Source organism: Stenotrophomonas sp. MYb57, assembly GCF_002966815.1.
GTDB lineage: Bacteria > Pseudomonadota > Gammaproteobacteria > Xanthomonadales > Xanthomonadaceae > Stenotrophomonas > Stenotrophomonas indicatrix.
This window is the reverse complement of sequence record NZ_CP023271.1, coordinates 665,403-681,974: the sequence shown is the minus strand read 5'-3', so window position 1 is coordinate 681,974 and position 16,572 is coordinate 665,403. Positions and strand designations below refer to the sequence as shown.

The 16,572-nt window shown below is 68.0% G+C and carries 15 protein-coding genes; all 15 read right to left on the bottom strand.

What is annotated here, in order from left to right:
* Nucleotides 1–112 precede the first annotated feature (112 nt).
* A complete protein-coding gene (gene pncB, locus CLM74_RS03050) occupies nt 113–1,300 on the bottom strand; it encodes a nicotinate phosphoribosyltransferase (protein ID WP_033830318.1) in 1,188 nt (395 codons plus the stop codon).
* A gap of 109 nt (nt 1,301–1,409) precedes the next feature.
* Nucleotides 1,410–2,249 carry a glycosyltransferase family 2 protein gene (locus CLM74_RS03045; protein ID WP_025876688.1) on the bottom strand — a complete coding sequence of 280 codons (840 nt, stop codon included), beginning with the start codon at nt 2,247–2,249 and terminating at the stop codon, nt 1,410–1,412.
* Nucleotides 2,246–3,100, bottom strand: coding sequence for a glycosyltransferase (locus CLM74_RS03040; protein ID WP_105163425.1), 855 nt, complete (start codon nt 3,098–3,100; stop codon nt 2,246–2,248). The genes CLM74_RS03045 and CLM74_RS03040 overlap by 4 nt, the downstream gene beginning before the upstream one ends.
* Nucleotides 3,101–3,711: 611 nt before the next feature.
* Nucleotides 3,712–5,925 (bottom strand): type II secretion system secretin GspD, encoded by a 2,214-nt coding sequence (gene gspD / locus CLM74_RS03035; RefSeq protein ID WP_032977175.1) that lies wholly within the window; start codon nt 5,923–5,925, stop codon nt 3,712–3,714.
* Between the two features lie 9 nt (nt 5,926–5,934).
* Nucleotides 5,935–6,723, bottom strand: a complete 789-nt coding sequence (locus tag CLM74_RS03030; RefSeq protein WP_105163424.1) for a general secretion pathway protein GspN — start codon at nt 6,721–6,723, stop codon at nt 5,935–5,937.
* Nucleotides 6,713–7,426 (bottom strand): type II secretion system protein GspM, encoded by a 714-nt coding sequence (gene gspM / locus CLM74_RS03025; RefSeq protein WP_234003461.1) that lies wholly within the window; start codon nt 7,424–7,426, stop codon nt 6,713–6,715. The genes CLM74_RS03030 and gspM overlap by 11 nt, the downstream gene beginning before the upstream one ends.
* Complete coding sequence (locus tag CLM74_RS03020; protein ID WP_105163422.1) at nt 7,407–8,576, bottom strand: PilN domain-containing protein; 1,170 nt, start codon at nt 8,574–8,576, stop codon at nt 7,407–7,409. The genes gspM and CLM74_RS03020 overlap by 20 nt, the downstream gene beginning before the upstream one ends.
* Nucleotides 8,573–9,436 (bottom strand): type II secretion system protein GspK, encoded by an 864-nt coding sequence (locus CLM74_RS03015; protein ID WP_025876700.1) that lies wholly within the window; start codon nt 9,434–9,436, stop codon nt 8,573–8,575. Before CLM74_RS03015 ends, CLM74_RS03020 begins: the two co-directional genes overlap by 4 nt.
* The gene (locus CLM74_RS03010) at nt 9,433–10,065 is read right to left on the bottom strand and encodes a type II secretion system protein J (RefSeq protein ID WP_105163421.1); all 633 of its coding nucleotides are present in this window, start codon (nt 10,063–10,065) and stop codon (nt 9,433–9,435) included. Before CLM74_RS03010 ends, CLM74_RS03015 begins: the two co-directional genes overlap by 4 nt.
* A complete protein-coding gene (locus tag CLM74_RS03005; RefSeq protein ID WP_025876704.1) occupies nt 10,062–10,481 on the bottom strand; it encodes a prepilin-type N-terminal cleavage/methylation domain-containing protein in 420 nt (139 codons plus the stop codon). The genes CLM74_RS03010 and CLM74_RS03005 overlap by 4 nt, the downstream gene beginning before the upstream one ends.
* On the bottom strand, nt 10,478–10,972 hold the full coding sequence (locus tag CLM74_RS03000; protein WP_025876706.1) for a GspH/FimT family pseudopilin: 495 nt from the start codon (nt 10,970–10,972) through the stop codon (nt 10,478–10,480). Before CLM74_RS03000 ends, CLM74_RS03005 begins: the two co-directional genes overlap by 4 nt.
* Before the next feature lie 6 nt (nt 10,973–10,978).
* Nucleotides 10,979–11,422 (bottom strand): type II secretion system major pseudopilin GspG, encoded by a 444-nt coding sequence (gspG, locus tag CLM74_RS02995; protein WP_032951922.1) that lies wholly within the window; start codon nt 11,420–11,422, stop codon nt 10,979–10,981.
* Between the two features lie 49 nt (nt 11,423–11,471).
* Nucleotides 11,472–12,692: a type II secretion system F family protein gene (locus tag CLM74_RS02990; protein ID WP_025876710.1), complete on the bottom strand. Its 1,221-nt coding sequence runs from the start codon at nt 12,690–12,692 to the stop codon at nt 11,472–11,474.
* Nucleotides 12,693–12,716: 24 nt separating this feature from the next.
* Nucleotides 12,717–14,438 carry a type II secretion system ATPase GspE gene (gene gspE, locus CLM74_RS02985; RefSeq protein WP_059065971.1) on the bottom strand — a complete coding sequence of 574 codons (1,722 nt, stop codon included), beginning with the start codon at nt 14,436–14,438 and terminating at the stop codon, nt 12,717–12,719.
* 135 nt (nt 14,439–14,573) lie between these two features.
* Nucleotides 14,574–16,460, bottom strand: coding sequence for a S8 family peptidase (locus tag CLM74_RS02980; RefSeq protein ID WP_032977158.1), 1,887 nt, complete (start codon nt 16,458–16,460; stop codon nt 14,574–14,576).
* Nucleotides 16,461–16,572: the final 112 nt, after the last annotated feature.

Sequence of the window (16,572 nt, the reverse complement as noted above, 5' to 3'; positions counted from 1 at the left end):
GATCCTGATGCTTGCGGCATCAAGGCACGGTCAATTACTGCCACCCGCGATGTACGGCAAGCACCACATGCAGGCAGCCACGGGCCGCGGTGCGGCCCCGGACCGACCGCGATCAGGCCTGGGCCGGATCCGGCAGTTCGAACACTTGCCGCAGGTAGGACAGGTAGCCCGGGTCGTCGCACATGCTCTTGCCCGGCGAGTCACTGAGCTTGGCCACCGGCTGGCCGTTGCAGCGGACCATCTTGATGACGATGTTCAGTGGGGTCGGCCCCAGATCGTTGGTCAGGTGGGTGCCCACGCCGAACGCCACCTGGCAGCGGCCACGGAAGTAGTCGTACAGGCGCATCACCTTGGTGATGTCGAGCCCATCGCTGAACACCAGCACCTTGCTGCGCGGGTCGACGCGGCGCAGCTGGAAGTGGGCCAGCATGCGGTCGCCCCAGTCGAACGGGTCGCCGGAATCATGGCGCACGCCGTCGAACAGCTTGCAGAAATACATGTCGAAGTCGCGCAGGAACGCATCCAGCCCGACCACGTCGGACAGGGCGATGCCAAGGTCGCCGCGGTACTCGCGCGCCCACGACTCCAGCGCCGCCACCTGCGAATCGCGCAGGCGCGGGCCCAGTGCCTGGAACGCCTGCAGGTACTCGTGGGCCATGGTGCCGTGCGGCGTCATGCCGTACAGGCGCGCGAAGTGCACGTTGCTGGTGCCGACCAGCTGCGGGCCCAGCGCATCGCGCAGCAGCGGCAGCAGGCGGGCATGCCAATCGCGCGAGTAGCGGCGGCGGCTGCCATAGTCGGCGATGCGGCACTGCTCGAAGCCAGGGGTATCGCGCAGCAGCGCGGCCTTGGCCTGCAGGCGGCGTTCGCCTTCGGCGAAATCCGCCGTGGTGGTGTTGCGGAACCAGACTTCGTTGATGATCGCCAGCAGCGGCACTTCGAACAGGATCGTGTGCAGCCACGGACCGGTGATGTCCAGTTCGATCTCGCCGGGCACCGTCTTCGACGCGCGCAGCTGGATGTATTTGCGGTCCAGGTGGAACAGGCCGAGGAAGTCGGCGAAATCGGGCTTCACAAAGCGCAGGCCACGCATGTAATCCAGCTCTTCATTGCTGAAGCGCAGGCTGCACAGGTGGTCGATCTCCTCATCGATCTGGTCGATGTAGCGGGCCAGCTCGATACCGGGGGTGCGGCATTTGAAACGGTATTGAACCTGCGCGCCGGGGTGCTGGTGCAGCACCGCCTGCATCATGGTGAACTTGTACAGGTCGGTGTCGAGCAGGGACTGGATGATAGGCATGGGGGAATTATGCGCCCGTTCGGGTGAACCGGGGTCCGTGGTGGAGGTGGCGCCCTCACGCGCTCTGCAGTCGATCCACGCCATGCGTGGATGATCCTGTGGCAGCGCGCTACAGCGACCTGCGCAGCAACCTCGGCACCTGCACCAGTGCATGGGCCCAGATCGCCCCCCACACCGCCACCCGCACCGGCAACGACCGCTGCGGCGCTTCGAATTTGCTGAAATAGCGCCATAGCCCGCGATGCTTGTGCCATTCAACGAAGAACGGGCGCGAGCGGCTGGACACCCCCCGCACGTGGGTCACCTTCAGGTCGTTGGCGATGGCAACCACGCCACCGGCCTCACGCACGCGGCGGCACAAGTCCAGGTCTTCGGCGTGCAGCCGGTAGCCGGCATCCCAGCCGCCGATGCGATCAAACAGGGCGCGCGGCATCAGCAGCAGCGCACCGGACAACGCCGGCACCTGCTGCAATGGCTGCGCCGGGTCGCGGGCAATGGCCAACCGCGCGCCACGACCGGGTGAGCGCAGCATGGCAAGGAAGTCCGGATCACGGCGCCGTACCGCTTCATCGGCCTGGCCCTGCTCGTCCACCTGCTCCACCCCCAGCAGACTGTCGCCCACCGCATTGGCGCAGTCACGCAATGCGGCGAGCGTATCGACTTCGACCATCAGGTCGGGGTTGATGAAGGCCAGCCACGGGCTGCGTGAATCGGCAACGCCCTGGTTGTTGGCCGCGGCAAAACCGGGGTTGTCCGGGTTGGCGATGAAACGTACACGCGGATCGTGGCTGGCGTGGCGCTGCACGACTTCCAGGGTGTCATCCAGCGATCCATTGTCGACCACCCGGATCTCGGCCACGTCCTGCGCCTGGCGCAGCCGCGACAGGCACGCATCAATGGTGCTGCCGCTTTGGTAGGTGACGACGATGGCGGCAATGGCGGAATTCAAACAGGCGGCTCCAACGGTGATGGCGGGACGAACAGGTCGCCCTGCCCGCGCGGCATTATCGCCTGCTGCAGGCCGTGCTGCAGGTTCTGGCGCAGCGTGTGCAGCGGGTCGTGCATCAGGAAGTCAGCCAGCCGCGGTACCCAGCCCGGCCAGCGCGCGGCCAGTGCTTCCAGATCGCCGTCGCGGCTGGGTGCTTCACTGGCACGGCTGACGAAGGCGTTTTCGCACAACACGTTGCGCCAACCGAGACCAGCCATGCGCAGGCTCAGATCGACCAGCGCCGCGTTCCAGCCCAGGTAGCTTTCTGCATCCAGGCCGCCGGCGCGCCGCCGAGCATTGGCGCGCACCAGCACGGCGTGGGTGACCGCCGAAGGGAGTTCAGGATGCAGGCTCGGCAGTGCGGCGCAGACATGTGCCAACAGCGCCGGGTCGCCCGGTTCGGGGTTGAGCTCGCCCAAGCGCGGCCACGCCGCGGTTTCGCCCACGTTGCACCACGGCGTGGCCGTGGCAATGGCCGCGTCGCGTGCAAACGTGGCCTGCAGCTGCTGCAGCCATCCCGGCGCAGGTACGCTGTCCGGGGCCAGCACCGCCACGTCCAGGCCATCGCAGGCACGCAGCATTTCGTCCAGGTGGGCAACCTCGCCCAGCGGCCGCGCGCGGCGGGTGTATTCGGCCTGCAACGGCGTATGTGCCAGCCAGTGTTCGACCACCGCCTGTGCACGTGGCCCGGCCTGTGCGTCATCGGCCAGCCAGATCGATGTTCCCGCTGCGGTACCGGCATCAAGCGCGGCCAGGCAGCGGTCAAGTACCGCGTCGTCCACGCCCAGCGGCAACAACACGATCGCCCCCATCCCGCCTCCGTGGTTGTCGGTGGCCACAGCGTAGCATCGGGTGGGTGTCGGCCGGGTTGCACCCGGCACCCGCAGAGGCCGCAGCAACGGCAACAGCAACGGCAACGGCAAAAGCTGGCTTCCTGGGAATGGCGGGGTGGGTCCGGTGGCGGGGGACGCCGTGAATCCATCCCTGGAGGCTTGGCCGCGGCATCCATGCCGCGGACACCCCCGCCACCGGACCCACCCCGCCTTCGACAGATTTCCGCGACCTGTCTGGCCTGTTCCTGGTAGTGCCGGCCGCTGGCCGGCACATGCAGGTATCGGGAACGAAAAGAATGGGGTCAGATCCGTTTCCCCTTGGAAAACCGATCTGCCCCCATTCTTCGAAATCTGACAGAGATTCATCCACGCATGGCGTGGATCTACTGGCCACCGGGAAACTGTCGAAGGCGGGGCGGTGTCGGATTGCGGGGTGTCAGCCGCATGGATGCGGCTGCCAAGCCTACAGGGACGTACTTGCGGCGTCCCCGCAATCCGACACCGCCCCGCCATCCCACGGAATACCCGCCGTCGCTGTCGCTGTTGCTGTTGCTTCGGCAGGTGCAGGGCGCGCAGCCCTGCCGCCCCCCTTACTTCTTTGCGCGCGGCTGGTTCAGCGGTTCCATCGCGCGGAAGCGCTGGCTGTACTCATCGGTCAGGGTGCGGGCTTCCTGGCCGTTGCGGACGATGGTCGGGGTCAGCAGCACGATCACTTCCGAACGACGGCTGGTGCGGCTCTTCTGGCCGAACAGCGCGCCCAGTACCGGAATCCGGCTCAGGCCGGGAATGCCGCTGCTGCCATCGGTGGCCGAATCGGTGATCAGGCCGGCCAGCATGATGGTGTCCCCGCTCTGCACCGCCGCCTCGGTGGCCAGCTTCTTGGTGGAGATGCGCGGATTGCAGTTGCGCTCCTGCGGATTGCAGTTCTCCGGCACGTCCGATGCGCTGCTGATCTCCTGCACGATATCCAGGAACACCGTACCGTCACGGGTGACGCGCGGGCGCACCTTGAGGATCACGCCGGTGTCGATGTACTGCACCGAGCTGTAGCTGCTGGTGCCGATGCCGGTGTTGACCGTGGTGGTGTTGATCGGCACCTTGTCGCCGACGTTGAGGGTGGCTTCGGCGTTGTTGCGCACGAACACCGAGGGCGTCTGCAGCAGGCGCACGTCGGTGACCTTGTCCAGCGCACTGACCACGGCTGCACCGTTGTGCCCGGTGAACGCCCAGCCGGCGCCATCGGTACCGGTCACCGCACCGGCGAAGGTGTTCCAGGAGCCGCCGGCCGCTGCTGGCAGGGTCAACCCGGACAGCGCGCCGGTCAGCGCGCGCCCCGCCACGGCATTGTCGAAGAACCAGTTGACGCCGTACTTCAGGTCGCCGGTCAGCCCGACTTCGGCCACCTGCGCTTCGATGTGTACCTGCAGCGGCATCACGTCCAGCTTTTCGATCACCTCGCGGATCGAGCGCCAGGCCTGCGGTGTCGAACGCACCAGCAGCGTGTTGGTTTCCTCCACCGCCGACACGCCGACACGATCGCCTTCCACTTCCAGGCTGATGCTGACGTTGCCCGACTGGCGCTGCGGCAGGTTCAGGCTGCCGGCGCTGCTGCCACTACCACTGCTGCTGCCGCCACCGACCTGGTTGTTGAAACTGCTGCTGTTGCCCGCGTCCATACCGCGGTCGCCCTCGCTGCCCAGCTGCGAGGGAATGGCACCCGGCGCCAGCGATGCCGAGCCGGAGCCGCCGCGGTTGCCGCTGCTGGCAAAGGCTTCGCTGAGGCGTTCGGCCAGGTCGCGTGCCTTGATGTATCGCAGTTCATGCGAGAACAGGCGCGCGCTGCCGCCGGCGGTATCGATGCGGTCCAGCCACTGCTGGATCTGGTCCAGGTAGCGCACCTGCGGGGTGATCACCAGCACTGCATTGGCGTTTTCCAGCGGCAGGAAACGGAACATGCCGGCGCTGGGCGTCTTGCTCTCTTCGCCGAATACCTTCTCCAGATCCGCCGCGACCTGCTCGGCCTTGCCGGACTGGATCGGGAATACACCCACCGACATGCCCGAAAGCCAGTCGACGTCGAAGATCTCGACGGTATGCAGGTAGTTCTCCAGTTCCGCACGCGTACCGCCGAGGGTGATCACGTTGCGGCCGCTGTCGACGTTGACGATGGCATTGGGCCGCGCATAGGGCTCCAGCACCTTCTTCATCTCGGTGGCGGAAATGAACTGCAGCGGCACCACGCGCACTTCAAAACCGCGTGCGCTGGAGGCCGGCGCAGTGCTCGGCGCCACGGTGCCGGCCAGTGCCTGGTCGGCGGCGACGATGTTGTAGCGGCCACCGCTGTAGACCATGCGGGCGTTGTTCCAGCCCAGCACCATCTCCAGCAGGTTCAGTGCCTGTGCCGGCGATACCGGCTTGGGCGTGGCCAGCGTCACCGTGCCCTGCACCCCCGGGGCGATCACGTAGTTCTGGCCGAGCATGTCCCCGAGGATGGCCTTGACCACCGCGTGCACCGACTCGCCTTCAAAGTTGAAGGTCGCCTCACCGGAGCTGGCCGCATGCAGCGCGGGCGACGGCTTGCGCGCGGCTTCGCGGTTGATCATGGTGCCGGTGCCACGGCGGATCACCGCCTGCGGCGCCCCCTGGGCTTGATCGGCCGCTTCGGTCTGCGCATCGACGGCAGCCTGGCCGGCACTGGCCGAGGGCTGCAGGTTGCCGTTGCGTTGCACATGCGGGGCCGACACGGTGCTGCAGCCGACCAGCAGCGTCAGGGCGAAGGACCAGGGAAGAAAACGCAGATTCATGCATTCACTCTATCGGTTGGTGCCATCGCCCGGGGGCGGCGACGGTTGTTGCTGCTGTTGCTGCAGCTGACGGCGGCGGGCCTGGATGCGTTCGCGGATGGCCTGCATCTGCGCTTCGCTGGGACCGTTGGTGTTTGCAGGGGGTGCGGCGGCCGCGGCCGGTGCAGGCGAGGCGGGAGCCACGTTGCCATCGGCGGCACGGGGGGTGGGCAGGGTCTGGCTGGGCGTTGGCTGCGGTGGCGGCGGCGGAACCACCGCGCCAGGCACAGGCGGTGTGCCAGTGGCTCCGCGCAGCGCGGTCGGCGCTTCACCGCCCTGGCCATTGAACACGGCCAGTTCCAGCACCTGGCTGCCACTGGAGCCGATCACCGTGGCCTGGCGCGGTTCCAATGCCACCAGCTGCCAGCCATCGACTGCATCGCCGTTGAGGCGCAGGCGCAGCGACCGGCCCTGCTCGGTGGTGAAGGTGGCCATGCTGAAGTCGCCGGTCATCAGCACGCCGGTCAGGCGCAGTGCCGGACTGGCGGCGGCTTCACTGCCCCCCAGCAGGTACGGGCGCGGCTTGCGGTCTTCGGCGAACAGGGGCCGTTCGCTGATCATGCTGTAGCTGTCTGCGCCGGCCATGCGTTCGGGCGCCAGCACGGGCAGCGCCGGCAGCGCGGCCTGGGCGTCGCCCTCCGCACTGACCGTGGGCAGCTGGCTGCCAAGACCGAGGCCGGTGGCCAGCCAGATCGCTGCGGCCCATCCGGCCAGCGCCAGCAACAGCCCGGTGCGCAGGCTGATCTGCTCAAGCTTCATCGGCCACCTCCTGCGCATCGGTGGCAGGCTGCTCCGCCGGTGACGGCACAGGTGCCGGCGGCGACACCGCCGGCGCCGCTGAAGGCGGCGTGGCCACGGGTGCTGTCGAGGGATCGGCAGCAGCCGCCGGCAACAGGTAGCCGGCCAGCTCGAAGGACACATCCAGGCCGAGGCCGGATTCGTTGGGCGATTGCTGGAAGCGCTGTGCGATCAGGTTGAGGTTGTCCACGAACAGGCGCGGGCTGCCGGTCTCCAGGCTGTGCAGCACGGTGGCCAATTCGGCAACGCCACAGCGCAGGCGCACCTGCATGGCCACGCGCACGAACGCAGCATCGCGACGGTTGTCGCTCAACGGCGTGCGGTTGCTGATGGTGCAGCTGCGGTTGCCCGGACTGGCCATCGCCACCGCATCCTGCAGGCGTGCGCCGAGCGCGGCCGCGGCGGCCTCGGCGGTGGCTTCCTGCAGGAACCCCGGGCGCTGCTGCAGGGCGTCGCGGGTTGCGCGCAGCCGCTGTTCGATCTGCGGCTGCTGCTGCAGCTGCGCCTGCACGCGCTGCTGGCGCTCGCGCAGGGCGGCGGCATCGGCATCGATCGCCAGCAGCGGCTGGGTGAACCACGGGTGCACCAGCAGCAGGTAGGCCAGGCCCAGCACTGCCAACAGCAGTGCCAGTGCCAGCCAGCGGTCACGGCGTGCGCTTGGCATCGGCATTGGCCGCCTCCGTGGTTGCAGTCGGGGCGGGTGCCGGCGCCGCTGCCGCCGAAGGCAATGGGTGCAGCTCGGCGGTCAGGGTGAAGCGGTCGCGGCCACTGGCGGCACCGTCAGCCTGCAGCACGCCGGTAAGGTTGACCTTGCGCCACTGCGGCGCGTCCTGCAGCAGCGTGACCAGCTGCGATGCTTCGCTGCTGAGGCCGATCAACTGCAGGCTGTTGTTCTCGATCGCCAGTTTTTCCAGGTAGGTGCCATCGGGCAGGCGTCGGGTCAGCTCGTTCCAGACTTCGACGGTACTGGCGCGCTGGTTGCGCTGTGTTTCCAGGAACGCCGCTCCATCCAGCAGCGCCTGCAGCTGGCTGCGTTCGCTGGCCACGCCACGCGCACTGCGGGCGCTGCGCTCGACGTCTGCGCGCAGCGCATCGACGGCGTCACGACGGTTGTCCAGCAACTGCATCGCCGCCAGCACCAGCATCACCAGCGCAGCCATGGCAAGCAGCAGATTCCAGCGCCGCATCGGGTCCGGTCGCTGCTGACGCTGCGCGGGCGGCAGCAGGTTGACCTGCAGCGCGCGGCCCTGGGCATCGATCGCATCGACACCGGCCAGCACGTCGGCCCACGCTCCGATCTGCGCGCGCCAGTCATCCAGCTGGCGCAGCGGCCAGGCCACCAGCTCCACCTGCAGCAGGCCTTCGCCGGCACTGCCCAGCTCACGGATGTCATAGCTGACCTGGCTGGCTTCGAACGGTGTCTGCCGGTCGATCTCGTAGCCGACCACCGCACGCAGGCGGTCAGCGGCTGCGGCAGGCAGACGCAGATTGCGCCGCAGGACCTGCCCGGCCGGCAGCAGCCACACCCGTGGCAGGCTGCGCAGGCGCGGCTCCAGCACGCGGTCCAGGTCCGCCGGTTGCAGCGGCCACGGCAGGCGGGCCACGGGCTCGAGACCGTCGCCGGTTTCACGCCAGACCTGTAGTTGCCCGTCCTCGCACTGCAGCAGCAGGCGGGTCTGCGACCAGCCCAGCGCCCATTGCCAACGCATCGGCACCCAGGCCAGCAACGACTGCCGCCACCAGCGCAGGAAACGGCCGGCACCGGGGCCGATCTGGCCCTGCACCTGCCGCAGACTGTCCTGCCACGCCGTCATCTTGCTGCCATTCCCTGCTCCCAGCGAAGCACTGTGTAGGTCCGGCCGGGCACCCCGCCCGATCCGTTGCGTACCACCGCCTGCAGCACCGACAGGCGTCCGCTGCCGTCAGTGGCGCGGGACTCGATACTATAGGTGCCACTGCCGCTGGCAAGCGCTGATGCACCCGCAGCGTTATCTCCGTCACGCTCCTGCTGGGCGCGTTGCGCCAGCAGTTGTTCCGCATCCAGGCCCAATGCCGTCAACACCGGTCCACTGGCGAAACGTGGATCCGGGCGCGCCTGCCTGCTGTAGAGCGTCAGGTGCGGCAGCATCGCGGCATACAGCGACCCGCGCATCCCCAGCACCCGCTGCAGTTCGCCCAGGGTTTCAAAGCGCTTGTTGCGCGGGCCATAGGGCAGGCCTGCGGCGGCGTACTCCGGCGCCTCGGCACCGCCACCGGGCTGCAGCAGGCTGTCTTCGTCGCGCCAGTCGATGATCGCACCGGCCAGCTGCCTGGCGCTCTCTGCCGGCTCGCCCAGTGCCTGCATGAATGCGGACAGCAGGGCCGCATCGGCCAGGTTGAGGTTGATCTTGCCGTTCTCGTCCAGCACCCGGATCTCGATGCGGGCGTCGTCGAACTGCCAGCGATAGGCGCGGCCATCAGCCTGCCACGGCGGACGCTGCGGGTCCGGCTGCAGCCGCAGCAACGCGTATTCCAGGCCGGCGCGGGCGCGCTCCTGGCCGCGTGCGTCGTCACCGAGCACCCGCTGCTGCAGGTGTTCGACCCGTGCGCTGAGCGCAAAGGCGCCGACCAGCGCGGTCATCAGCGCGATCAACCACAGCACCAGGACCAGCGCGGCACCACGTGGACGCTTCATCGCGCACCTCCGCTGCCACCGGCCCGCAGTGACACCACCAGCGGCGGCCACGGCGTGCCCCTGGCCGGCACGATCTGTACTTCCACCAGCAATGGCAGGCGTCGGGTGTCCTCCCAGCGTGGCAACCATTCGGTCAGCTGCCCGTTGCTGGCGTCGACACCGCGGTAGCGCAGCCTTACGTCCTTCAACTCCTCCGCCAGCACTTCGGGCGGGCGCGGCGGGTTCTCTTCGATGCGCTCGCCTTCCTGCAGCAGCACCAGCCCCAGCAGCAAGCGGCGGTGGCCGGCTGCGCCATCCACCTGCAGCGCATGCAGGTAAGGGCCGCCACGACCGAGATAGCCCGGCAGGTCGGCAACGAACTGCATGCCCTGATCGTCACCCTGGAAGAACACCGGTTCGCGGGTGGGATCGGGCACTTCCAGCGGGCTGCGCAGGGCACTGGCGAGCTGCCGCCGCAGCAGGGCCTGCACTGCGCGCATGCGTTCGCTCTGCGCGGCAATCTGCTCGCCGCGCTGGCTGATCGCCATCGCCGAGCGCACGCTGGCGAACGCCAGCGCCAGGCCGCCTGCCAGCAGCACCGTGGCCAGCATCACTTCGACCAGGGTGAAGCCGTGTGCGCGGCGCCTCATCGCGCATTCTCCAGCGCGGGCGGCAACAGACGCAGGCTGCGCCAGCGCAACTGCTCGCGTTCACTGTCGCCCCAACGCACCTGCAGCTGCAGTTCCGCCAGCCAGGGTGCGCCCGGCGACTGCGCTGCGGGCAGCGCACCACTGCGCGGCTCGGCCCAGGGCTGCACCTGCAGCTGCCAGTGATAACGCCCCTGCTCCCACTCGCCCTGCTGGCTGCCGGCCTGCAGCGGTGCTTCCACCCCGGCGGCGGCCAGCAACGACTGCGCGTGCAGCACCGCGCGCGTGCGCAGCTCGGCGTCGCGCACCTGCCGCGCGCCGCCGGACAGGCTGCCCAGCAACAGCGTCAGCGCCAGCCCGAGCAAGGCGAAGGCAACGATCACTTCCAGCAGGGTAAAACCACGGGCGCGCGACCTCATTGCGCCCGCCACGGTCCGGAACGGACTTCACCGGTCAACCAGCCGACATCGATGCGCCACTCGGCGCTCTCCAGCTGCAGGCGGATGCGGCCGCCACTGGAGCCGCCGTCGGGATGGAATTCGATCACGCCTTGGCCGGGCGCGGTGGCCAACTGCGCGGCACCTTCGAACTGCACCTTCAGCTTGGCCGGCACTTCACCGTGGCGCTGGCTGGCGCCCTGCCAACGATGCTGCGCCGGTTCGATCACGAAGCGCTGCGGTTCGCCGCGGGCAATGGCCTGCGCGCGCACCATGCGCAGCTGGTTGGCGATGTCCTTGCCGGCACTGCGCAGCTGCATGCCGGCAAAGCCGCGCGACATGCCAGCGGCGGTGATCAGGCCGATGGCCGCGATCAACGCGATCACCAGCAGCATTTCCAGCAGCGACAGGCCCGCCGCGCGCCTGCCGTGCAGGCGCGGGCGTGACACCCGGCGCGGCAGGAAAAGCAGCATGCGTGCTTACGGCTGGTAGCGGATATCAGCGTCGACGCTGCTGCCGCCAGCCTTGCCGTCCTTGCCCAGGCTGATCAGTTCATACGCCTGGCCCTCGCCCGGTGCGCGGTACTCCAGCGCGTGGCCCCACGGATCATTGAGGTCGGCAGGCTTGGCATACGGGCCCAGCCAGCCACCGACGCCGGCCGGTGCGGTCACCAGGTCGTTGAGCGAGGCGGGCAGCTTGCCGGTGTCGATCTGGTAGTTGTCGACCTTGGAGGCAACGGTCTGCACCTGCGCCTTGGCGATGTTGGCCTTGCCACGATCGGCGCCGCCGAGCACGCGGCTGGCGACCAGGGTCAGCACCGCGCCGATCAGCACGATGACGATGATGATCTCCAGCAGGCTCATGCCCGACTGGTGGCGTGCGGCGGTGAAGGAAAGGCGGATCGGTCGACGGGAAGCAATCATGGTCGGTCCTTTCAGGTACGGGATGTCGGGGTTGCGAAGGAGGCCATCGTCAGCCGATGGCGTTGGTAAGGTCGTACAACGGCACCAGCACGGCTACGATCACCGCGCCGACCACCGAGGCCAGCACCAGGGTGATCGCCGGCACCATCGCCGCCAGCAGGCGGTCGATGCGGCGGGCGCTGTCCTGTTCGAAGGTATCAGCAGCTTTCAGCAGCATGGTATCGAGCGCGCCGGACTCCTCGCCGACCTGGATCATCTGCAGCGCCAGCCGGGGAAAACGCTTGCCGCGCGACAACGCCAGCGACAGGCCGGTGCCGTTCTTGACCTCGTCGGCGGCGGTTTCCAGGTCTGCGGCAAGGGCGCGGTTGCCGAGCACGTTGCGGGCGATGCCCAGCGCCCCCAGCAGCGGCACGCCGTTGCGCAGCAGTGTCCCCAGGGTGCGCGCCAGCCGCGCGGTTTCCAGCTCGCCCAGCAGGCGGCCGATGCCCCGGCGCTGCAGCAGCCAGCCATCCAGCGCCAGACGGAACGCGGGCTGCCGCACCTTGCGTTCGAACAACAGCAGCAGCACGCCCGGCACCACCAGCAACAGCACCCACCAGTCGCGCACGAACAGGCCCAGCTGCAGCACCAGGTTGGTGAACCATGGCAGCGCCACGTCCAGGCTTTCGTACATCTGTGCGAACTGCGGCACCACGTAGCCCAGCAGGAACAGCAGCGCACCGCCCACCACCACCAGCAGGATCGCCGGGTAGACCAGCGCGTTGATCACCTTGCCCTGCAGCGCACGGCTGCGTTCGAGGTAGTCGGCCAGGCGTTGCAGCGTGTCGTGCAGGCTGCCACCGGCTTCGCCGGCGCGCACCATGTTCACGTATAGACGCGAGAACAGGCCGTGCTGGCGTTCCAGCGCAGTCGACAGCGGCGCGCCACCACGCACCACGTCGCGGATGTCAGTGATCGCGCGGCGCGAGCGCTCGTCTTCGGGCAGGCTGAGCAGGATCGACAGCGCGCGGTCCAGCGGCTGCCCGGCACCGAGCAGGGTGGCCAGCTGCTGGGTGAACTGCAGCAATGCCGCGCCCTGCAGCGGACGCTGGCGGAACAGGCCGCGCAGGCTGCTGCCGCCAACCGCCCCCCCGTCGGCCAGCTGCGTTTCCATCGGCAGATGGCCCTGGTCCTGCAGACGCGCGACCAGCTCGGCCTCGCTGGCCGCTTCCATCTGTCCGTCGAACACTTCACCGTGTGGGTTCAGTGCCTTGTAACGGTAGTTCGGCATGTCAGCGTCGTCCCTGCACGCGCATCAGCCTTCCTCGGTCACGCGCAGGACTTCCTCGAGGGTCGTCTGCCCGCTCAGGGCCTTGCTCAGGCCGTCCTCGTACATGGTGCGCATGCCGGCTTCGCGGGCGATGCGCTCGATCTCGCCCATGCCATCGCGACGCATCACCGCACGGCGCAGCGCGTCGTTCATCACCAGGAATTCCATGATGGTGGTGCGCCCCAGGTAGCCGGTCGGCGCCAGCGCCGAAGGCTTCGGGCGATACAGGTAGATCGTTCCATCCGGTTGCAGGCGGCGCAGGTCGAAGCGTTCGATCTCTTCCGGCGAGGCTTCGTAGCGTTCGGCGTGGGTCGGCTCCAGCCGGCGCACCAGGCGCTGGGCCAGGATGCCGTTGATGGTGGAGGTGAGCAGATAATCTTCCACGCCCATGTCGAGCAGGCGGGTGATGCCGCCTGCGGCATTGTTGGTGTGCAGCGTGGACAGCACCAGGTGGCCGGTCAACGCCGACTGGATCGCGATGCGCGCGGTTTCCAGGTCGCGCATTTCGCCGATCATGATGATGTCCGGATCCTGGCGCACGATGCTGCGCAGCGCATTGGCGAAATCCAGCCCGATCTGTGGCTTGGCCTGGATCTGGTTGATGCCTTCGATCTGGTACTCGACCGGATCTTCAACGGTGATGATCTTGACGTCGGCGGTGTTGAGCTGGCTCAGCGCGGTGTACAGCGTGGTGGTCTTGCCCGACCCGGTGGGGCCGGTCACCAGCAGGATGCCGTGCGGCTGTTCAAGCACCTTGCGGAACTGCGGCAGGAAGGCATCGGTGAAGCCCAGCCGATGGAAGTCGAACACCACCGTCTCGCGATCAAGCAGGCGCATCACCACGCTTTCGCCGTGCGCGGTGGGCACCGTGCTGACACGCAGGTCCAGTTCCTTGCCCTGCACGCGCAGCATGATGCGGCCATCCTGCGGCAGGCGGCGCTCGGCGATGTTGAGCCGGGCCATGATCTTGATGCGGCTGATCACCGCGGCGGTCAGGTTGGCCGGCGGGCTCTCGCCTTCGACCAGCACGCCATCGACGCGGTAACGCACCTTCAACCTGTTTTCGAACGGCTCTACGTGGATGTCCGACGCGCGCAGTTCGACCGCGCGCTGGATCACCAGGTTGACCAGGCGGATCACCGGCGCTTCGGAAGCGAGATCGCGCAGGTGCTCGATATCGTCCACTGCGCCGCCCTCGCCATCGGCGGTTTCCACGATCGCGCCCATCGCACTGCGGCCCTGGCCGAACCAGCGCTCGACCAGATCATCGATCTCCGCGCGCATGCCCAGCAGCGGCGTGACCGGTACACCCAGTGCCAACTGCACGGCCTGCTGCGGGTAAGGATCGTGGGCGTCGGCCAACCACAGCTGCACGCCGTGTTCATCCAGCGCCAGCGGGCACACGTGGAATTGCTTGAGGAAGCGCAGCGACAGCGGCAGGCCTTCGGCCAGCGCCTGCGGTGGCGATTCAGGCAGCTGCCGTCCTTCCAGCAGCGGCAGGCCCAGCACATCGGCGCTGGCCTGCGCCTGGTCACGTTCGGACACCAGCCCAAGCCGTACCAGCAGGCCAAGCAGGCTGCCACCGGACTCGGCATGCAGCGGCCGCGCACGTGCCAGATCTCCTTCCTTGAGCCGACCACGTGCCAGCAGCGCATCGAGGATGCGGCCTTCAGTGTCGTCGGTGGCAGTGGCAGCGAGCGCGTTCACATGACTCTCCTGTCGATCGTCCCGACTTTAGCAGTTAAGCCGTGGTTTCCACCCTCTCCGGTTCTTCTTTCGTAGAAAGACGAGGCCCGTCACACAGGTGACGGGCCCCGCTTGTTCATTTACGACAGTCGGTTATTACTGGGTCGCCAGGATGCTCACCCCGCTGTAAGCGGCCTCACCCACCACCTTGATATAGTAGGTACCGGCCACCGGCTTGGCCACGCGCACGGTTTCGGTATTGCCCGGGCGGGTCGACTTGGCATCGTTGTCGGTCGCGGTGGGCACGCGGCCCTGCGCCAGGTACACCGACACGTTGCCGCTGCCGCCGTAGGTCAGCACGCTCAGCGTCTTGCCGGCGGCCGCTTCGAAGGTATAGACGGTTTCGCTGGCGGCCGCACCGGCCAGCCCGCCCACGGTCACCTTGTTGGTCAGCGGAATGCCTTCCGGCTCGCAGTTCTCGGTGCACGGCTCCTTCAGCGCAGCATCCAGTGCGGCCTTGGCATCGAGGATGCCGGTACCGATCGGGGTGGCCGCCGGGATGGTCACCGGGAACTTGCGCGCCGACTGCTTGAGCAGGGTTTCCAGCGCGGCCGGCGCCAGCGGCTCCTTGCCCTTGGCGATCAGCGCGCTCTGCACCATGGCAGCCACCGCGGCAACGTGCGGCGAGGACATCGAGGTACCGCCCTTGCCCATCAACACCCACTCACCGGCGTCCGGGGTGGTTTCCGAACTGGAACCGACCTGCCAGATGTAGCCGTTCGGGTTGCCGTCGACACTGCCGCCACCGCCCGGGGCCGACAGGTCGACCGCGGTGCCGTAGTTGGAGTAATAGGTGATGCCACCGGTGACACGGGTCGCACCCACCGCCACCACGTTGTTGCAGCTGGCCGGACGGTACTTGGATGCGTTGTCGGTTTCATTGCCGGCCGCGACCACCACCAGGGTGCCGCGCGACACGGCGCCGTTGATCGCGTCCTGGTAGGCGGCATCGCAGGCGCCACCACCACCCAGGCTCATGTTGATGATTTCCGCCGGATTGGTGTTGGCCGGAATGCCCGGCACGGTGCCGCCCGACGCCCAGGTGATGGCGTCGCTGATGTCGGCCAGGGTGCCGCCGCACTTGCCCAGCACGCGCACCGGCAACACCTTGGCCTTGTAGGCCAGGCCTGCCAAGGCACTGCCGTTGTTGGTCACCTCGGCAATGGTGCCGGCCACGTGCGTGCCGTGCCAGGAACTGCCTTCCGGTTCGGAACCGGTGTAGCACTCGTTGGCCGTTTCCACCCAGTCGCCGTAGTCGGTGGCACCCGGTGCGCGGCCATCGTTCGGGCGGCGCGAGGATTCCTTGTCACTGATGAAATCGTAGCCTTCCAGCAGGTTGCTGCCGAAATCCGGCACGCCCGGCAGGATGCCGGTATCGAGCACGGCGACCACGATGCCCTCGCCCTGCGAGAGATCCCACGCGGCCGGTGCATTCACACCACCGGTGGCGTTGAAGAAGTTCCACTGGTACTGCGCGTAGTTGGGATCGTTGGGCACCAGTGCCGGCTGCGCATTGGTGGCACGCAGGTCCGAGCGCTGCAGGCGCACGTTGGCCACCGCGTACTGCACCGACGGATCGGCATTCAGTTCAGCCAGTACCTTCTGCATGTCGGCCGAGCCCAGCCGGGACTTCAGGCGGATCAGGTCGCCACCGGTACCGAGCTTGCGCTCCACCAGCGGGGAAAGTGCCGCAGCACGGCTGGTGGTGCCGCTGCTGACGATGGCACGCGACAGTGCCGACTGCACGACCGAGAGCTTGGTCGAACGATCGCTGGCGGCCGCGGTGCCGTTGCGGTACTTCACGATGATGCCGTCCACGCTCTGCTGGGCAGTGCTGGCCACGCGCGCCGGTTCCTTGGCCACGCCCGGCTTGGCCGCATGCGCCGCACCGACGCCGACAGTCAGCGACAACACGGCGGCAGCCAGCACATTGATGCGAAGGGTCTGCTTCTTGGTCACGTTCGAAATCCTCTTCAAGGTCATGGTTGAGCTTTCCTTCTCCGCCCGTTGCACGGACGGAGCTCACTACGGCCATCACTCCCTGCGACTGCCCTGGCTGGCCCACCAGGGTTGCCATGCCACGCCCCTTTGGCGC